The sequence below is a fragment of the Gilliamella sp. Bif1-4 genome, from assembly GCF_001690535.1.
GTDB classification, from domain to species: Bacteria; Pseudomonadota; Gammaproteobacteria; order Enterobacterales; family Orbaceae; genus Gilliamella; species Gilliamella bombi.
Genome location: NZ_LZHC01000024.1, coordinates 222,247 through 239,416, shown reverse-complemented (window position 1 = coordinate 239,416; position 17,170 = coordinate 222,247). Strand labels below are relative to the sequence as shown.

Sequence of the window (17,170 nt, the reverse complement as noted above, 5' to 3'; positions counted from 1 at the left end):
ACTTGTTATAATTTCAAAATGAAATAAGTTAACAAAAAGATAAAAACTTTGGCAATTAAACAACTCGACGCAAAACAGATCCAGCCTGATTTATCCTATATTTCTGAACTTAGAAACAAAACTAATAATTCAATATCATTAGCATCAGAAAAATCAGAACATTTACTCATGTGGCAACCACGTGTGGCCTCTGCCTTAGCACTGTTATGCCCACCCAAAAGAGTATGTTATAGCCCACGCTTTATGTTGCTTAAAGCGCCTGAAAGTGAGCTTTTTTTTGATTTACTAAGACAATCCATTAAATCTGATTTATCTTCACCTTCATTAGGCTATAGTTATTTTTTTAGCGAAAGTAAAATTACGCTGACCAATGCAAAGAGCAAACAAGATAATTTTGCAGCCCAAGACAATTGTTTATTTGCATCATCTGTTGATAGTGAAAAACTATTTGGTTGTGTTAGACAACCTGAAAATAGCCCTATAAAATTACAAGCTGGACTTGTTCATCGTGCTAATGGTGGCATTTTAATTTTAGGCCTTCGCTCACTACTTAGCCAACCATTGTTATGGTCTAAACTAAAACAAATGGTAATAAAGCAAGAGTTTGAATGGGTTTCAGCTGACGAATCTCATCCTTTACCTTTGTCTATTCCTCCTATGCCACTTGATTTACGAATTATTTTAGTTGGGGATAGATTAAGTTTAGCAGAATTACAAGATCTCGAACCTGAATTTTATTCAACTTCTATTTATACTGAATTTGAAAATGAATTACCAATCAACTCACCCGAGCAAATAGGACACTGGGTTAATTACTTAAAATTTATCGCTAACAAACAACAATTACCTGAAATTGATACCTTGGCTTTTGCAAAAATTTACAAAGAAGCTACTCGCTATACTGGTAATCAACATTACCTCCCTCTTTCGGTAGATTGGATTAATTCGCTATTAGTTAATGCTACACACTTTATGCAAAATAGTGTAATTGATGAATCAGCCATCGCTTCTGCTATAAAGCAAAAATCATGGCATGAAAATTATCTGCAAGAAAGGCTACATGAGGAAATATTTAGTAATCAAATAATGATTAATACTAAAGATCAAGTTGTTGGACAAATAAACGGATTATCAGTAATTGAATACCCTGGGTACCCAAAAGCGATTGGTGAACCCACTCGTCTAAGTTGTCTTATTCATTTTGGAGATGGAGAGATAATTGATATAGAACGCAAAACAGAATTAGCTGGTAATATTCACTCAAAAGGAATGATGATAATGCAGGCATTTATTATGTCTGAATTTGCTATCAATCATCAATTACCTTTTTCAACTTCTTTAGTGTTTGAACAATCTTACAGTGAAATTGATGGTGACAGTGCTTCACTTGCTGGGCTTTGTGCAATAATTAGCGCTTTGTCACAGCAACCTATTGATCAACAATTGGCTGTTACTGGTTCAGTAGATCAATTTGGTCATGTCCAATCAATTGGTGGAGTGAACGAAAAAATTGAAGGATTTTTTGCTGTTTGTAAACAGCAAGGTTTAACTGGACAACAAGGTGTAATTATTCCAGCCACTAATCAACGCCATTTAAGTTTAAATGATGATGTTATTGAAGCAATCGATCAAGGAAAGTTTTCAATATGGTCTGTTGAACATGTTGCTGATGCGCTTTATCTACTAACAGGTATTCCTTATAAAGATAAAAATAGCATTAATCTTTACCAGTTGATTCATGCACGTATGCAGGCAATATTATTGCAGGACAAAAAACAAGATAGTTGGTTAAGTAGATGGCAAAAATATTGCAAAAAGTAACAATACCAAATAAACTTTGGTTCAAAATTTTATTAATTACGGAATAGAAAAAGAAAGTTAGGTAACTTTTAATTTTTCAAAACATGTTTTAATTTACATTAAATAAAAGGTTTTTTTATGACATTTGAACGTAAATCTTCGTACGATAAAGCAGATCTGATTAAATCAGGAAATAATGAGTTATTTGGTCATGATGGACCACCATTACCATCTGATTTAATGTTAATGATGGATCGTATTATCGAAATGAATGAGGACGGAGGTAACTTTGGCAAAGGTTTTGTTGAAGCTGAACTTGATATTAATCCTGATTTATGGTTTTTTAAATGTCATTTTAAAAACGATCCAGTTATGCCTGGTTGCCTAGGGCTTGATGCTATGTGGCAATTAGTTGGATTTTATTTAGGTTGGATTGGTGGTAAAGGGAAAGGCCGAGCTTTAGGTGTTGGTGAGGTAAAATTTACTGGCCAAGTACTACCAACTAATAAAAAAGTAACCTATAAAATCCATTTCAAACGTGTAATTAATCGCAAATTAATTATGGGTATCGGTGATGGCGAAGTTTTTGTTGATGGTAAGCTTATTTACCAAGCCTCTGATTTAAAAGTAGGTCTATTCCAAGATACCAACGCTTTTTAATTTAAAGCTACTCATTCTGTCAGCCTTATTAAATACAAGTAAGGTTGACATCATCTCTTTTTTATCAAGTCCATATTTAGTTATAGCATGAAAAATCCTGTATAATGCTACAAATTTTTATAATTTTTTATTCATAATGAATCATTTAAAACCTTTATTTATTTGTATTATTTTATTTTTTTTATCAAACACACTAGTTTATGCTGATTTCAATGGTAAAGTTGTCAAAGTAATTGATGGTGATACAGTTGATATCTTAACTATCAAAAAACAAAAAATCCGTGTTCGTTTGCTTGATATCGATGCACCTGAAAGTAAACAAGCCTATGGTAATGTATCACGGAAATATTTAGCGTCACTCGTTGCCGGCAAAAATGTTTTTGTTAAAGAAAACAAAAAAGATATCTATAAAAGAACCTTAGGTACTATTTTTTTAAATAAAGTTAATATCAATGCCAAAATGGTCGAACAAGGTTATGCTTGGGCATATCGTTATAAAGGGGTAGCTAATAACAAAATGATGGTAAAATTAGAGACCAGAGCAAAACAAAACAAAAAAGGATTATGGAAAGATAAACATCCAATAGCTCCTTGGGATTTTCGACATAATAACAAATGAGGCGCCTTATAAAATACCTATTTGTTAGGGGGAGTGAAGCTTCAATATGTCAATGTGAACCAATACTAGTTTACAGTCTACTTCTTGATTATCGGCGGGTAGTGCAGAAATCTATTGTTTATTATATTCTAAGCTTTGTTTGATTATGTCAGTTTGTTACTTAATTGCTAAATCATCAGGGCTAGTTTTGAGTAGCCTATTAATTTTATAATTTTTTTTTACAAACTTTAGATAAATCAGCCATAGCTACTGAAAAAATGCCTGAAGGCGCCATAAAAACACTAATTTTTTATCTTTTATTACATTTCATTGATAACGTATTAAAAAATAATTTGAATATTATAAAATAACTAGGATGCAGTGAAGAATTTTTGGGTGGAAATACATAAATCTTATCAGCAAATGCTGATAAGATAATAAAAGAATTAGATTACACTAACATCAGCAGCAGAAGGTCCTCGAGGGCTATCTTGAATAGAAAACTCTACTTGTTGACCTTCACCTAATGTTTTGAATCCATCGCCAGAAATTGCAGAGAAATGTACAAATACATCTTTGCTACCATCAGCGGGAGAAATGAAACCAAAACCTTTACTTTCGTTAAACCATTTTACTTGACCAGTTTTCTTAGACATAATAATCTTCCTATAAATAAATTAACTTTAGCCCCTAAAGGGCTTATTCAAAAACATAAAACCTAGATTACTTATTAACACTAAGAAGAATATACTAAAGAAAACTAATCTCTAAGGTATAATAAACTACAAACTACATATATCGAAATGTTACAAAATAAATCCGCATGTTGTATGCTTGGGTCTATTTACTCATAATTAGCTTACTAATGCAAGCAATCTTTTTAAAAGATTGCTTATTATATTATTAAAAATAATCCATAATGCTAATTTAAAGATATAACATTATAAATTTTATCATATTAATCTTTTCCCATTATTTGAGATTTTTTTATCGTTGCTTCCACTGCATCAATAACAGCCGATCTAAATCCTTTACCTTCAAGTATTTGCACACCTTCAATGGTTGTACCCGCAGGTGAGCAGACCATATCTTTTAATTCACCTGGATGTTTACCTGTTTCTAATAATAGTTTTGCCGATCCTAAAACTGCTTGGGCAGCAAACTTGTAAGCTTGTTTTCTTGATAATCCGCCTTTAACCGCACCATCAGCTAATGCTTCAATAAACATAAACACAAAAGCAGGGGAAGATCCACTTGCGCCAATAACTGCGTCAATTAAATCTTCAGGAACAACTTCCGTTTCACCAATACAATTTAATAATTGTTGAACAATAGACAATTCTTCATCGGTAATTTCGGTATTAGGGGTAATTGAACACATAGCGGCATTAACAAGGGCTGGTGTGTTAGGCATAACTCGTATAATTTTTTGCTCATAACCCACGCATTTGGCAATTGTTTTAATGGTAACACCTGCCGCAATTGAAATAACGATGGTATTTTTCTTTAATTCTTTTTGAATATCAACAAGTACATCAACAATCACATTAGGCTTAACCGCAACAAAAACTATATCGGCTTCACGAGCAACATCTCTTGCTGAATCAAGATTATTTACTGAATAAGTTTGATTAAGAACTTGCCCCTTTTCTGGATGATGATCATAAACATAAATTTGGGTTCCCGGCACAATATTACTACCCAAAATACCTTGCAATATGGCATTCCCCATGTTACCTAAACCAATAAAACCAATTTTTTGTTCCATTTATTTATCGCCTTTTAATATCAATGCTTTTTTACAATTATAGAATATTTTTTGATACAAAACCCACTTTTTAACAATCTAGTTTATTGTTAACTATATTTATAAGTATTTTAAATCTAAGGTTAATTTCTATTAAAGAGTGTGCTCAATATTTGTTAGACATTTTACTTTTTAAGTAATAAAAGTAGCATTTGCTGGCGTGTTGTTTAAAAACTAATTAGCAACCATATTAATTCTTAGTTTACATCAATGCGAATTTTATTGGCTATCTAGGCAAAAAATTTAGTTCTTTCTTGCCTAAATAACCATGATTAGACGTGTTTTAGATGGTAGCTGCAAACTAAGGTGTAACGCAGGCTACTCTATAGTCTTGATCCGAATGATCTCTACCACCAACAATACCTGTATTTGTCTCTACAACGAAATTGTAATTGTACGCTTTTTGATATGAATCTGATGTCCAATAATACCCTCTTATATCCCCCCAAGAAGGTTCTCCAACACGAAAATATTCCCAATCACTATCTTTATAGTAAATCTGAGTCATACGTCCCCATTCGCTAAATAACCCACCCATCCAATAACCATTCACTTTATAACTAATTTTTCGTAAATAGCTTTCATCTGTTATACCATTTTGCCAATCCACAACGCCACGCCTTGCATTGGTAAAATCAAGCACTTTGGGCATACGATACCCACCACCATTAAAGTTATTACAAAACGCAACTCCATTTTGATAACCCCCTGCACCGCCTTTTTTAGCTACATACCAACGCTCTAATCTAAAATTATACAATGGGTTATTGTTTTTATCGTGTAAATAAAATGTTGAAGGAATAAAAGAACCAGGATTACTCTCCTTAGGACCCGTTAAGTTAATTTTTATAAGCCCTGTAGGTAGCTTATTTTCAGCATTTAACGTTAATGTTACCCCTCCCGTCGAAATTGTTCGACCATTTTTATTTACTATATCTTGCGCTTTCATTCCTGCAACACTCAAGTAAAAAAATAAATTATGAGAGCCTGTGGTTGGAAAGTTTGCTCCAGGATTCGCTGGATTATAAGCATAAAACCCTCTATATTTATTCCAATCACCATGCGGATCGTTAAGAGAAGAAACTGCACCATCGTAAGGTATATCATTTGAATGCCAATCATATTCTAAGTTAGGCATAGCATAACAAAATTGTGGTTTATCCATTTTGGGATAAAGATAATAGGTATGCCTATTTCCAGTAAATTTATCACTTTCAGAAGGAATACCATATTCTGTCTTAATGCTCACATCTTCCGCTTCTAACGTCAATTGATAAGGTGCATCACAGCCATTTAATGCTTTATCTGAGTTATCCTTCACATAATTAGTAATATCTTGACCATATAAATTCTGCCATTTAATTTTTAATTTACTTGAATTGACACGATGGAGTGTATCGCCATCATCATCCTTCCAATAACCATTGTCATCAATAACTTTATCGGTCAATACTTCTGGATAATCCCTATGAGGTACTAATGTTTTGATATCAGTAAAAGTAGCTGAAAGTTTATCTAACACGATTGGCGTTTCCATGCTAGAGCTATCATTTAATGCATTAACAATTTTGTTTCCTGGTAAGGTTATTGATAACAAGGGAATAACTGAATCTGCATGGGTTGCACCACCATCAAATGTTACATAAGGCGCAGTACCTTGAATGTAATTAGAAGTAGTAGCCGATAATGCCTGTGATTCTAATGAGTACGGCAATAATAACAACGGCGCTAATGCCAATGGGATTTTTGAAAATAATTTTGTGAATAATTTCGATAATAATTCGAGAGATAATTTCGATGATATAAATGAGTTTCGTGCAAAAACTCGTCGAATAGGATTATTTGATAAATTTAAGACATAAGTTTGCCAGTGCTTGTGCCTTGTGCCTTGTGCCTAAAATGGTACTGCATTTCGTTTCACCTGTCAAGTAATATTTTGTTTTATTTGAATTTTTATGATTATTTGCTTATTTAGCGAGCTTTTATTTAAAGATCGATGAAATTATAACTGCTTTGAAAATAATTGGCTAGTTTTTTGGCGGGTTTTTTGTAAAGCTTTGTTAAGAATGCTGTTACTTAAACTTTGAATGAAAGTTTTAAGTAGTTAGAAATTTTATTTTCTCTTTAAAAATAAAATCAATAATATACCAAGTTTTATAAGTGATTATTCAATATTAAACATAAAACTCATTTAAAATAATTAATGAGCTTTATGTTTGTTAAGGTAATTAAATAAAAGATTGATTATAATAATTAGCTACTTTTAGGCATTGCGACTAACTTTTTTAGGATAAAATTCAGAATGACACCATAAAGTGGCAAAAAGAATAATCCGCAAATTAGAATTTTAAAACTATAGTCCATTAACGAAATTTCGATCCAATGATTTGCCATAAATTCATCGTTACTTTGATAAAATGCGATAGCAAAAAAGACAATAGTATCAATACCATTACCAAATATTGCTGATGCTGTTGGGGCAACCCACCATGATTTGTTTTTTCTTAAATAGTTAAAAACAGTAATATCCATTAGTTGTCCAACTAAATAAGCGGCAAAACTTGCCAATGCAATTCGAAATACGAAGCTATTAAATTCCGTCAATGCTGATAATCCAACCCAATGGGTTTCAAAAAATAGTACCGAAATCAGGTATGAAAATAACAATGCAGGAATCATTACCACAAAAATGATTTTTCTGGCTAAACTAGCACCATAAATTCGAATAGTCAGATCGGTAGTTAAAAAGATAAACGGAAAAGTGAATGCCCCCCAAGTTGTTTGAAAACCAAAAATTTCGAATGGGATTTGGACTAAATAATTGCTTGAAGCAATAACCAATATGTGAAAAAAAGCCAACCAGTAAAGCGCTTTTTGCTTTTGTTTACGGGTAAAACTTTTTTCTATCGATTCTGAATGAACATTTAAGTACATATTTTTTCCTTTTTAATGGGGTGAGAGAACCCAATGATGAATGAATTAATTTATTTAGCTTGAGCCATATATTCTTGTAAGCCCTTATTGCGCAATAAACAACTTGGACACTTACTACATCCCCCTTCAACACCGTAATAACAGGTATGGGTATGTTTTTGGACATAATCAAGATAACCTAGTTTATCAGCCATTTCCCACGTTTGCGCTTTTGTCAAATACATCAGTGGCGTGATGAGATTAAACGCATAGTCCATGGCTAAATTCATTGATACATTCATTGATTTAATAAAGACATCACGGCAATCTGGATAACCACTAAAATCGGTTTCACAAACTCCAATAATAATGTCAGAAATTCCTTGTTGCTTTGCATGACAGCCAGCCAAAAGTAAAAAAAGCATATTACGCCCATCAACAAAGGTATTGGGGTAATCACCATCTTGAGCGGCTTTAATTTCTTGAGCGTCATCAATCAACGCATTATTTGTAGTTTGTTTGATAACTGAAGTATCAATAAAAGTTTGCTTAATACCAAGATCATCAGCGATCCATTTGGCTTTTTCAAGCTCTATTGCGTGGCGTTGACCATAGCGAAAACTGATTGCCTGAACGTTTTCACGTCCATAATCAGCAATGGCTTGCAGTAAGCAAGTGGTTGAGTCTTGCCCACCAGAAAATATAACTAGTGCTTTACGAGTTTGCATTAACTGTTCCTGTTAGGATAGATTAGATTAGCGATTATCCACTTTTTCTGGATACATGTCGTGATTGGCTAATCGATTAGCCGCAACTTGTTCCCAATGAGTACCTGATTGGCCATAATTGGCATAAGGATCAATCGAAATGCCACCTCGCGGAGTGAATTTTCCCCAGACTTCGATATATTTGGGATCCATTAGTTTAATCAGGTCTTTCATGATGATATTAATGCAATCTTCGTGGTAGTCGCCATGATTACGGAAGCTAAATAGGTAGAGTTTTAATGATTTGCTTTCGACCATTTTAATATTGGGCACATACGAAATATAAATTGTCGCAAAATCAGGTTGCCCTGTGATAGGACAAAGGCTAGTAAATTCTGGGCAATTAAATTTAACAAAATAATCGTTATTCGGGTGTTTATTGTCGAACGTTTCAAGTATTTCAGGACAATAGGTTGTTGGATAGCGAACAGACTGATCGCCTAGTAGTGTAATTTTACTCATTATTTTTCCTTAGTTTTTTAGCGTGGGAGGTTCACGAACCACGTAATAAGGCGCACACCATACTCTTTTTAAATAAAAAAGTCTAGTGCTTGGGCCTTATCCATTTGGGTCAGTGGGCGTGGATTGATGTTAAATTGACAATGATGTTACTTTGTTTTCATTGACGTTAATGTGTAATCCTCGTCCATGTTTATCAAATAGGCAACATTCGTTTATGCCACAAAAAATAGAAAGCTGATCTGAGCTATGCCAATCGATGATCATTTTGAAACTGTTGCTTAGATAATGATAAAAATAAATATCACAAGCTGGATCGTTCAGCCGTTTTATCACTAAAATGGTTAAATAATCAACCGATAATATGCCCATAGTGTCGAACTGTTCTTGCGATACATTTAGCGGAATTTCGTTATATTGATGATAGCGGTAATTTCTTGGTTTAAACTGTATTCGTTGGCTTGCTTTATCATATTTAAACAACAAAACACCTTGATTTTTACTGCTCGCGATTTTACTTAAACCCTGTTCAATATCAACATTATCTCGATATGTTAAGTAATGGTTAGAACGGCTATAATGGAATTCTTCAATTTCGTCATTTGGCGTTAACGTTAAGTACATTTCATCATTTTGATTTCTTGCTATTTGTTCAATTTGGTTTGGTGATAGGTCAACGCGCCATACAACCGATAGTTTGGTGCTGATGTCGATTACTTCAATACAATTATTATTGATGATTGTCCAATTGATACCGTCAAATTCGTCATGACAACGTTGAAATTTAATAATACCTAGATCAACCGTTTTTTTAGTACTTAAATCAACTTTGTGTATACGATAATAATCACCACACTCAGCCAATGCTAACACTTGCATTTTATTATCAGAAATGACCAATTTATCTGCCGCGATCATAAAATGTGCTCGTTGTTTACTTGTGTGATCAACAATAATTATACCTGCTTGACCTAACGCTAATAAATAGCGGTCATCCGTCAATGCTACCATGCTATAAATTGCTCTATGCCCTACTTCAGGACAACGGTAATATTGCGTTATTGTGGATTCGACTAATGAACATGGTTTGACCAATTTCAATGATGCTAATGACGAAATCGGTATATCCACACGGGTTGATTGATCTTGCGTAAATGCAATTAGTCTTGCTATATCAACTGTTGTGAGTGTGTTGGGATAAGTGACAACATCAAGCACAATGGCGTTGATTAATACACCCAACAAGCTTTTTAGGCTTTCAGCATACTTTTGTTGGGCTATTATTTCTTGCGCTATGTCTAGCCTTTTTTGATAGTAATTAGGGGTGTTTTTTATGATTGCTAAGCTGTCTTCTAGCTTATCAAGTGCATCACCTGGTTTTAAAATAAAGCGTTTGACTATCGCTTTTGGATTAAGTGGGTCAACATAGTTAAACCACTGCTCAGCAAGGTGTCGATACTGCGTTAAAGGCCAAATTGCGTCAATTGCAGCAAGCCATTCTGCTTTTTCAGCCAAAGTGTTTGCCCATTCTAGCCTTAATTTATTTGCGACCTGTTGGTTTGTCTTTTCAAGTATTAATATGGCGTTGGCAAAAATATTGTCTCGCCTTGCTATCATAATTGCTTTATCCCAATCATTTGCTAGACAGCAGAGTTTAACAATTTGTTCAGGGTCGGCGTCTCTGGCTATGGCTAACTCCATTGCTTGCTTGTAAAGTTTGCGTTCTTCTAAAAACGCCAGCCCTTCTTGTAAGTTGTTTAATAATTCGACTAGGACATAAACAGCTTGTTCTGTTTTGTTTTCTTTTGCTAGCTTTTCAAAGCTTTGAAGGTAAAGAGATTGTAAATATTGGTGAAATTTTTTGTCCAGATAAATGTTAAATGAATTGCTGTAAACTGATTCACTCAATGATAATTTATTACGCGGTTTTGGAGTGCCAAAAGATTGTGTGGTTGAGTCGTTGTTGGCACCTAGTGGAATGGCATAGCGTAAGGCGTCTTCTAAATTGCCTTTTTCAAACTTTTTTATCATGGTTTCAAGATAATGACTTTGTCGAAAAGCAATTAAACGATCCAATTTTAACACCATTGAAAATAATGATAAGTAATTACGCCAACGACTTGGCTTGCGGTTATGATTATGCCGTCGTTCAGGGATACTATTAGTATGGTTCGCTATTGAGGTGGTGTTTGCGATACTATTTTTGCTGCTTACCTGATCATCTAATTGACCATTAAAAGAAATAAATTGAGATGGCTCGATATTATCAACACAATAGGTTGAGTAAGTATGGTTGCTTGTCTGAACATAGCGGTCTTTATTATTTTGTAGTCCATCGTCCAGCTTTTTAGCACAATATAGAGACGGTTTAACAACAATCTTGTTTGAATTAATGCCTTGTTTTCTATCTTTTATCAATTTAAATAGCTCTATTACAAGTTTGATGTTTATAAAAACAGAAAATAGGAAAACAATAAACAAAAATACAACTTTTAAAACATAAGTGCTATCCTCAAGTTCAAAAAGTAAATTTCTGCTTTGCTTAGCAATATAAAAAAACAGGAATAAGACTAAAAAGATAACAATACACAATAACCATAGTTTACTCTCACTCCATTTGCAAGGTGGCTTCGATGTTACATTTTGCTTGGGGGGGGATTGCTCAGCTTTTTGTTTTTCTTGTTCTATAAATGCCATCAGTTTTGGACTAGGTGATGGTATTTTGCCATCAAATATTTGAGCCATTGATTTACTTTCAATAATGAGTTCTGGCAACGCTTGGTAGATGCTATTAAGGCTGTAGCTTTTGGTTTCAAGCAATGGGTAGTCATTTAAATCAACCCATAGCGATGGATCAATGTTTACTGCATCGCTAAAGTAGTAAGTCGAAATATGATTGCCTGTAATCAATAACAAATCAGCTTGATAGAATTGTCGATTATCTATTTTGGATAGTTTTGTCGAACACAATAATCCATTTTGATAAATTAAAGGCCAGCCTTCCAGCTGTTCGCAATGGAGCGTTTTTTCTGTAGGAAATTTAAGTAAATCGCCTTGCTCAAATTGATAAATTTCACATCCTAAAAAATAATATTTTATTACTAAACGCCGGCGCCGTTCATTATCAAACCAATGAGTAGGAAACCAAATTCCCGCTACAGCTTGAGTACCTTTTAAGGTGGGGGATCGAATAAAATCAGTCGTGTTTTCCATATATCAATCAGCTTTATTTAATTTTAATCGAATCGATTGGGTGATAAATGAATATAGCATTAAGCTTCCGTTTTCATCGGTAATTGAAAACGCTTTCGCAAATGAGTTGTAACTGTAACTGACAATTTTATGTGGGGAACGTAAGCAGATATTCGTCTGATTATTCACATAGTCAAATAGTGCTATTTGCTTTTTATCTTGGTCTATGACTAAAAAGTGAGTTTCATCACTGTGTAAATCATAAAACAATCCAAATACTAACCAATCATTAGGTATGGTTACATTTACCGATTCGTGTTGATTTGTAAACACTCGCCACTGTTGTTCTGATCCAATAGCGAGTCGACCAAAACCTTTTAACCATAAATGTTCAGCCGTAAGAAGATATTGCAAATTAGCCTGATTTTTAATGCCGCCCAAACGATAGAAACGGCCGACATTGTAATCTTTCAGACATAGCAGCCCTTGCTCATCGAAATAACAATAATAAGCTGCATTGTCATTTAATTTAAATAATGCAACAACATTGTTAGCAATAGTCTTTAGTGATACGACTTCTTTCTTTTTAGGTAAGAAACATAAACAATAAAGTGAATGATCGGAATCAATAAGCATAAACACTGATCCCTGAACACCATTAAGTGCAATAAATGATCTTAATGGCCTATTTTGGTCTATATTTAGCTCTTCGGCCAATTCAAACTGTCCATTATGGGCTTGCCATAGTGATAGCCTTTCTTGTTCGTGGATCAAAGCAACAATGCGCTTACCTTGTAAATCGATCCCCAATATTGTGCTTTTTAAGGTATGGTATTGAATTCGACAACTTTTTTTAAGCAAATAAGGAGACGACAAGGTAATACAATAAGCAACGCTACCATCACGATTAAAAGTCAAAATATGATTACCATTTGCCGAAATAATGGGATTAAAGTCAAGATTAATCGGGACTGCAGACTGTTTTATTATTTCTGCGTAGTGGCTGTCGCTAGTAAATTGACCCGATAACATCTTTGTGCAAAAAATCTCATTGGGCAAGGTTAAATAACATTGCCTTGCCGTTGTGTTGCTGTTTATTGATACTGATAGCTTTTCTTGCGATTTGATTAATCGCTCAATATTCACTTGGTGAGTAGAAAACGAGTTCAATGAGTGATTTGCACCAATTAACCAACATTCATCATAATTTTGTCCAGATTGTTGAAGATAATCATCCCACTGGTGATACATTTCATCAGTTGTTAGCACGATTTTTCTTTTATTTAGTAACAATTTTAGATCGCTAATATCATTAAATAAGTGTAATTTGGAGGGATGCGGTATGCTCCCCCAATAAAACTTGCTATGCTGACGATGGGAACGGATATCTAACAATAACATCAAAATCAAATGAACAAGGCGCGGTGCGCCTAATTGTAAGGTGCCACAATCAAAGAGTGCAATTATCACGCCATTTGCTTTGGACTTTTCTTGCATTGGCGTCAAAAATAATTGCTCACAGCTCACTACTCGACGAATAAACTCATCAGGCTCTTCTTCTGCTATTAACCATTCACTAGTTAGCAAATGCTCGTAACTACCCCGTTTACGCAAATCACCTAAACCAGAAAGTAATTTTTGCTCATTCCATTGACTTTTTTTTACTGGCCCTAATACGTTATTAAGTTGCAACAATAAATCAGCAACAAGTGGCTGTAAGCTTTCATCAAACCAAGATAACCAAGGTTGCCAAGCTTTAAATGGTTTAGGTAATGGATTATATGGCATGTTCAAGAAACTCTTTGGTTAATGGCCACTGTCTTTCTAAAGGAATAACAGCTTTCGGTTGATCCCATAAAAGCACTAGTTCTCGTTCAAATTTATGACAAATTGCCTTGGCTAAAAGAATTGGGGATATTGAAGGTTTAGCATGACATGGTAACCAAAGCCTTGGTTCTTGCCTATCAAACATCGCGTATTGCACACCATCAACCCAAGGTAATAATGATGTTTTCCCAATAATCACTAAAAAATCAGTACCTTTCACAAATTGATATTGGGATAAATCATATTTATTCAAATTCTGTGCAAGATAAGTTAATAAGCGTTGAACAACTCCATACCAAGCCACGACAGCAATCGGTGCTGTTATATCGCTATTTTGTTCCCAATGCCATGGCATATTAAGATGGTTATGCATTTTAACTAATTAACTTAATGAGTTGAGCTCGAAATGGTTTTAGTTGTGCTGGAATCGTTTCACTTGAATAATTTGCATCAATTTCTCGTAATATACTTTCAATATGATTAATGTCAATATTATCATTACCGTTATTCAAGCAATTTGTCGCCATTTCGATCAATCTTTCTAAACGGGCATTGGGTTGTTGAACGGCTGATTCAGGGGCATAAAACAGTTGAGAATTATTTGATAGAGTAAAGACATCTTTTAATATTTCTTGCCCTCTTTGCTGCATATCAATAGTTGGTAAGACATAAAACAGTGGCCATAAATCTTGTTTTCCTGCCTCCAATCGGCCATTGACTAAAGCTGCGGTGGCAATAAGTTTTAATGTTTTGACCACACGCCGATCTGATAAAAAAATACCATTTTGCCTTAATAATCGAATTGCATCAGCAAAAGGCGAGAAAATTTTATCTAGATTGACATCTTTGACTTGCTCACTTAAATCAGCAAGTTCATTCAATGATAAAGATGGATTAATTTCGGCATATTCAGCTTGCCAACCGCCAACGAGCATATCTTCAATCAAGTTATCGGCTATGGGATCAACAAAAAGGTGAAGTAAAAAACGATCTGCAAAAGCAGCTAGCCCTTCATCGTCAGGCAAGCTATTTGAGGCACCGATACAAATTTTTAATGGGCATGCAATTTGCGTGTGACCTCGCCGAAATTGACGCTCATTTAAAATACCTAACAATGTATTTAAAATTGCGGTTGATCCTAAAAACACTTCATCTAAAAAAACGATTTCAGCTTCTGGTAACATGCCTGTCGTATCAGTTTCAACCGTCCCTTCTCGAAGTTTTTTAAGATCAACCGTTCCAAAAAGTTCTGAAGGTTCGGTAAATCTGCCTAACAAATACTCAAAATATTGGCCATTGATCGTTTTTGCTATGCGCCTTACTACTGCACTCTTTGCCGTACCTGGTGCACCAATTATTAATAAATGTTCTTTAGCAATAGCAGCTAAAATGATAAGTTCAGCAAGTTGTTCACGACCAATAAAGCCTTGAGTAGCAGCTTTAATACATTGCCGAATTTTAGATGAATTTTCCATTATATTTATCTATATCTTTTTATATTCTTTACCGTTATTAAATTTAAAAAATGATTCAAATATGAATTTGAATCATCGATTATAATACAGATGTTTTCCAGAAAAATATATTCTTATTCTGCTTTAATTTCTTCATAAAATTCAGCTAATTTAGTTTTAGCTTCGCTCAATTCTTTTTGAGCATTATTTAATTTTAGTTTTTGTTTAGCTATTTTTTGGGGATCACCTTTTGATAGCGCCTTAGCTAAATCTTGTTCTTTTTCGGTAACTTTTTTAGTTTTTTCAATCATTTTTTGTTTATATTTAGCTTCTAAGTCATCATCATTGCAATACGTATTGATATCGTGTAACGCTTTTTCAAGCCCTTGAATTCGGTAAAAGTTACCATTCTTTTTTGAGTAATCAATTTGTTTTTCAATGCGTTGCTTTTTACTAAAACAAGTTACACCTTGATATTCTTCATGATTTAAAGCATACACACTAGACATAAAGGTGATAATCATTAATGTAAAAAAGATTAATTTATTAGTTGATTTTATTAATAGTTTCATATTCATCCTTTTTTAAATTATTTTCTTAATTGAACACAATTGACTTTATGATCTTTACCTTTAGTTAGAATAAGGTTCGCTCGTTCTTTTGTAGGTAAAATATTTTCAACTAAATTTAATTCATTAATTTCTCGCCAAATACGATTGGCAATATTTGTAGCTTCATGTTCTGGAAGTTTTGAGTAGTGATTAAAATAAGAGTTAGGATCGCTAAATGCACCCTCCCTAAATTTTAAAAACCGATTTACATACCAATCATGTAATAATGACATATCAGCATCAACATAAATTGAAAAATCGACATAATCCGAAACAAAAACACGATTATTCGCTTGTGGATAATTCAGCGTACTTTGCAGTACATTCAAACCTTCAAGAATCAAAATGTCAGGACTATCAATAACGATTTCTTCATCTTCGACAATATCATAAACTAAATGAGAATAAACGGGTGCTTTAACTTGTGCCTGTCCTGATTTTATATCAGCAACAAAATTAAGCAATTTTTTTATATCGTAAGACTGAGGAAACCCTTTTTTATTCATTATTCCATGTTCTTCAAGATATCTATTTGGATATAAAAAACCATCAGTTGTTACCAAAGATACTTTGCGATGTTCAGGCCAACGGGTTAATAATGCTTGTAGTACTCTAGCGGTAGTACTTTTACCTACAGCAACACTGCCTGCAATGCCAATAATGTAAGGTGTTTTTTGACTTTTACCTAAGAATTTAGATAAAACAGCTTGCCGATTAAAATTATTGCTGATGTAATAATTAAGTAATCTAGATAAAGGTAAATAAATTTCACTCACTTCATCCATGGATAAATCTTCATTAATACCTTGTAACGAAACTAATTCTTCTGCTGTTAAAGTCATTGGTACCGTATTACGTAAGCTAGCCCATTCTTGACGATTGAATTTCAGATAAGGGCTTAAGTGATTTTTCATTTTATTGTTCTCTAATTCGGTCTAACAAATTTATTCGGCTCAGATTATACATAAATTTATTTTTTTACAATCTTAAATTAGCATGACGTCTTCATCATAGCTATATTTTGGACTTACTGATAAAATACGTTTGTAAAATGATTAACCCTAATATTAGACAGAGATTTT

15 protein-coding genes and 1 riboswitch are annotated in these 17,170 nt (G+C 33.7%); of the genes, 3 read left to right on the top strand and 12 right to left on the bottom strand.

Annotation, left to right across the window (positions count from 1 at the left end):
• Positions 1-48: 48 nt before the first annotated feature.
• From A9G25_RS03925 to A9G25_RS03915, 3 genes are all read left to right on the top strand, one after another.
• Positions 49-1,821: an AAA family ATPase gene (locus A9G25_RS03925; protein WP_218057527.1), complete on the top strand. Its 1,773-nt coding sequence runs from the start codon at positions 49-51 to the stop codon at positions 1,819-1,821.
• A 117-nt stretch (positions 1,822-1,938) separates the two neighbouring features.
• Positions 1,939-2,460, top strand: coding sequence for a bifunctional 3-hydroxydecanoyl-ACP dehydratase/trans-2-decenoyl-ACP isomerase (gene fabA, locus A9G25_RS03920; protein ID WP_065625821.1), 522 nt, complete (start codon positions 1,939-1,941; stop codon positions 2,458-2,460).
• Positions 2,461-2,596: 136 nt separating this feature from the next.
• The gene (locus A9G25_RS03915; RefSeq protein WP_065625820.1) at positions 2,597-3,079 is read left to right on the top strand and encodes a thermonuclease family protein; all 483 of its coding nucleotides are present in this window, start codon (positions 2,597-2,599) and stop codon (positions 3,077-3,079) included.
• A gap of 425 nt (positions 3,080-3,504) precedes the next feature.
• Here A9G25_RS03915 and cspE read toward each other — a convergent pair whose 3' ends face one another.
• The 12 genes from cspE to coaA all read right to left on the bottom strand — a co-directional run bounded on the left by cspE (position 3,505) and on the right by coaA (position 17,002).
• Positions 3,505-3,714, bottom strand: coding sequence for a transcription antiterminator/RNA stability regulator CspE (gene cspE, locus A9G25_RS03910; protein WP_065589950.1), 210 nt, complete (start codon positions 3,712-3,714; stop codon positions 3,505-3,507).
• Between the two features lie 302 nt (positions 3,715-4,016).
• Positions 4,017-4,826: a pyrroline-5-carboxylate reductase gene (gene proC / locus A9G25_RS03905; protein WP_065625819.1), complete on the bottom strand. Its 810-nt coding sequence runs from the start codon at positions 4,824-4,826 to the stop codon at positions 4,017-4,019.
• 340 nt (positions 4,827-5,166) lie between these two features.
• Entirely contained in the window at positions 5,167-6,603 is a 1,437-nt protein-coding gene (locus tag A9G25_RS03900) for a hypothetical protein (RefSeq protein ID WP_141674991.1), read from the bottom strand.
• Positions 6,604-7,118: 515 nt separating this feature from the next.
• Positions 7,119-7,799, bottom strand: a complete 681-nt coding sequence (locus A9G25_RS03895) for a 7-cyano-7-deazaguanine/7-aminomethyl-7-deazaguanine transporter (RefSeq protein WP_065625817.1) — start codon at positions 7,797-7,799, stop codon at positions 7,119-7,121.
• 50 nt (positions 7,800-7,849) lie between these two features.
• Complete coding sequence (queC, locus tag A9G25_RS03890; protein ID WP_065625816.1) at positions 7,850-8,506, bottom strand: 7-cyano-7-deazaguanine synthase QueC; 657 nt, start codon at positions 8,504-8,506, stop codon at positions 7,850-7,852.
• A 27-nt stretch (positions 8,507-8,533) separates the two neighbouring features.
• Entirely contained in the window at positions 8,534-9,007 is a 474-nt protein-coding gene (gene queF, locus A9G25_RS03885) for a preQ(1) synthase (RefSeq protein ID WP_065625815.1), read from the bottom strand.
• Positions 9,008-9,010: 3 nt separating this feature from the next.
• Positions 9,011-9,055, bottom strand: a riboswitch (PreQ1 riboswitch).
• An 81-nt stretch (positions 9,056-9,136) separates the two neighbouring features.
• Positions 9,137-12,217, bottom strand: coding sequence for a bpX6 domain-containing protein (locus A9G25_RS03880; RefSeq protein WP_065625814.1), 3,081 nt, complete (start codon positions 12,215-12,217; stop codon positions 9,137-9,139).
• A 3-nt stretch (positions 12,218-12,220) separates the two neighbouring features.
• Positions 12,221-13,984: a hypothetical protein gene (locus A9G25_RS03875; protein ID WP_065625813.1), complete on the bottom strand. Its 1,764-nt coding sequence runs from the start codon at positions 13,982-13,984 to the stop codon at positions 12,221-12,223.
• Complete coding sequence (locus A9G25_RS03870) at positions 13,974-14,378, bottom strand: bpX5 domain-containing protein (protein ID WP_141674990.1); 405 nt, start codon at positions 14,376-14,378, stop codon at positions 13,974-13,976. The genes A9G25_RS03875 and A9G25_RS03870 overlap by 11 nt, the downstream gene beginning before the upstream one ends.
• A gap of 19 nt (positions 14,379-14,397) precedes the next feature.
• Positions 14,398-15,498, bottom strand: coding sequence for an AAA family ATPase (locus tag A9G25_RS03865; RefSeq protein ID WP_065625812.1), 1,101 nt, complete (start codon positions 15,496-15,498; stop codon positions 14,398-14,400).
• Positions 15,499-15,611: 113 nt separating this feature from the next.
• Positions 15,612-16,049, bottom strand: a complete 438-nt coding sequence (locus A9G25_RS03860) for a DUF1090 domain-containing protein (protein WP_176701070.1) — start codon at positions 16,047-16,049, stop codon at positions 15,612-15,614.
• Positions 16,050-16,066: 17 nt separating this feature from the next.
• Entirely contained in the window at positions 16,067-17,002 is a 936-nt protein-coding gene (coaA, locus tag A9G25_RS03855) for a type I pantothenate kinase (protein WP_065589273.1), read from the bottom strand.
• Positions 17,003-17,170: the final 168 nt, after the last annotated feature.

Coding starts and splice junctions, on each gene's coding strand:
- fabA (WP_065625821.1), top strand. CDS start 1,939: ATGACATTTGAACGTAAATCTTCGTACGATAAAGCAGATCTGATTAAA.
- A9G25_RS03915 (WP_065625820.1), top strand. CDS start 2,597: ATGAATCATTTAAAACCTTTATTTATTTGTATTATTTTATTTTTTTTA.
- cspE (WP_065589950.1), bottom strand. CDS start 3,714: ATGTCTAAGAAAACTGGTCAAGTAAAATGGTTTAACGAAAGTAAAGGT.
- proC (WP_065625819.1), bottom strand. CDS start 4,826: ATGGAACAAAAAATTGGTTTTATTGGTTTAGGTAACATGGGGAATGCC.
- A9G25_RS03895 (WP_065625817.1), bottom strand. CDS start 7,799: ATGTACTTAAATGTTCATTCAGAATCGATAGAAAAAAGTTTTACCCGT.
- queC (WP_065625816.1), bottom strand. CDS start 8,506: ATGCAAACTCGTAAAGCACTAGTTATATTTTCTGGTGGGCAAGACTCA.
- queF (WP_065625815.1), bottom strand. CDS start 9,007: ATGAGTAAAATTACACTACTAGGCGATCAGTCTGTTCGCTATCCAACA.
- A9G25_RS03880 (WP_065625814.1), bottom strand. CDS start 12,217: ATGGAAAACACGACTGATTTTATTCGATCCCCCACCTTAAAAGGTACT.
- A9G25_RS03875 (WP_065625813.1), bottom strand. CDS start 13,984: ATGCCATATAATCCATTACCTAAACCATTTAAAGCTTGGCAACCTTGG.
- A9G25_RS03870 (WP_141674990.1), bottom strand. CDS start 14,378: ATGCCATGGCATTGGGAACAAAATAGCGATATAACAGCACCGATTGCT.
- A9G25_RS03865 (WP_065625812.1), bottom strand. CDS start 15,498: ATGGAAAATTCATCTAAAATTCGGCAATGTATTAAAGCTGCTACTCAA.
- A9G25_RS03860 (WP_176701070.1), bottom strand. CDS start 16,049: ATGAAACTATTAATAAAATCAACTAATAAATTAATCTTTTTTACATTA.
- coaA (WP_065589273.1), bottom strand. CDS start 17,002: ATGAAAAATCACTTAAGCCCTTATCTGAAATTCAATCGTCAAGAATGG.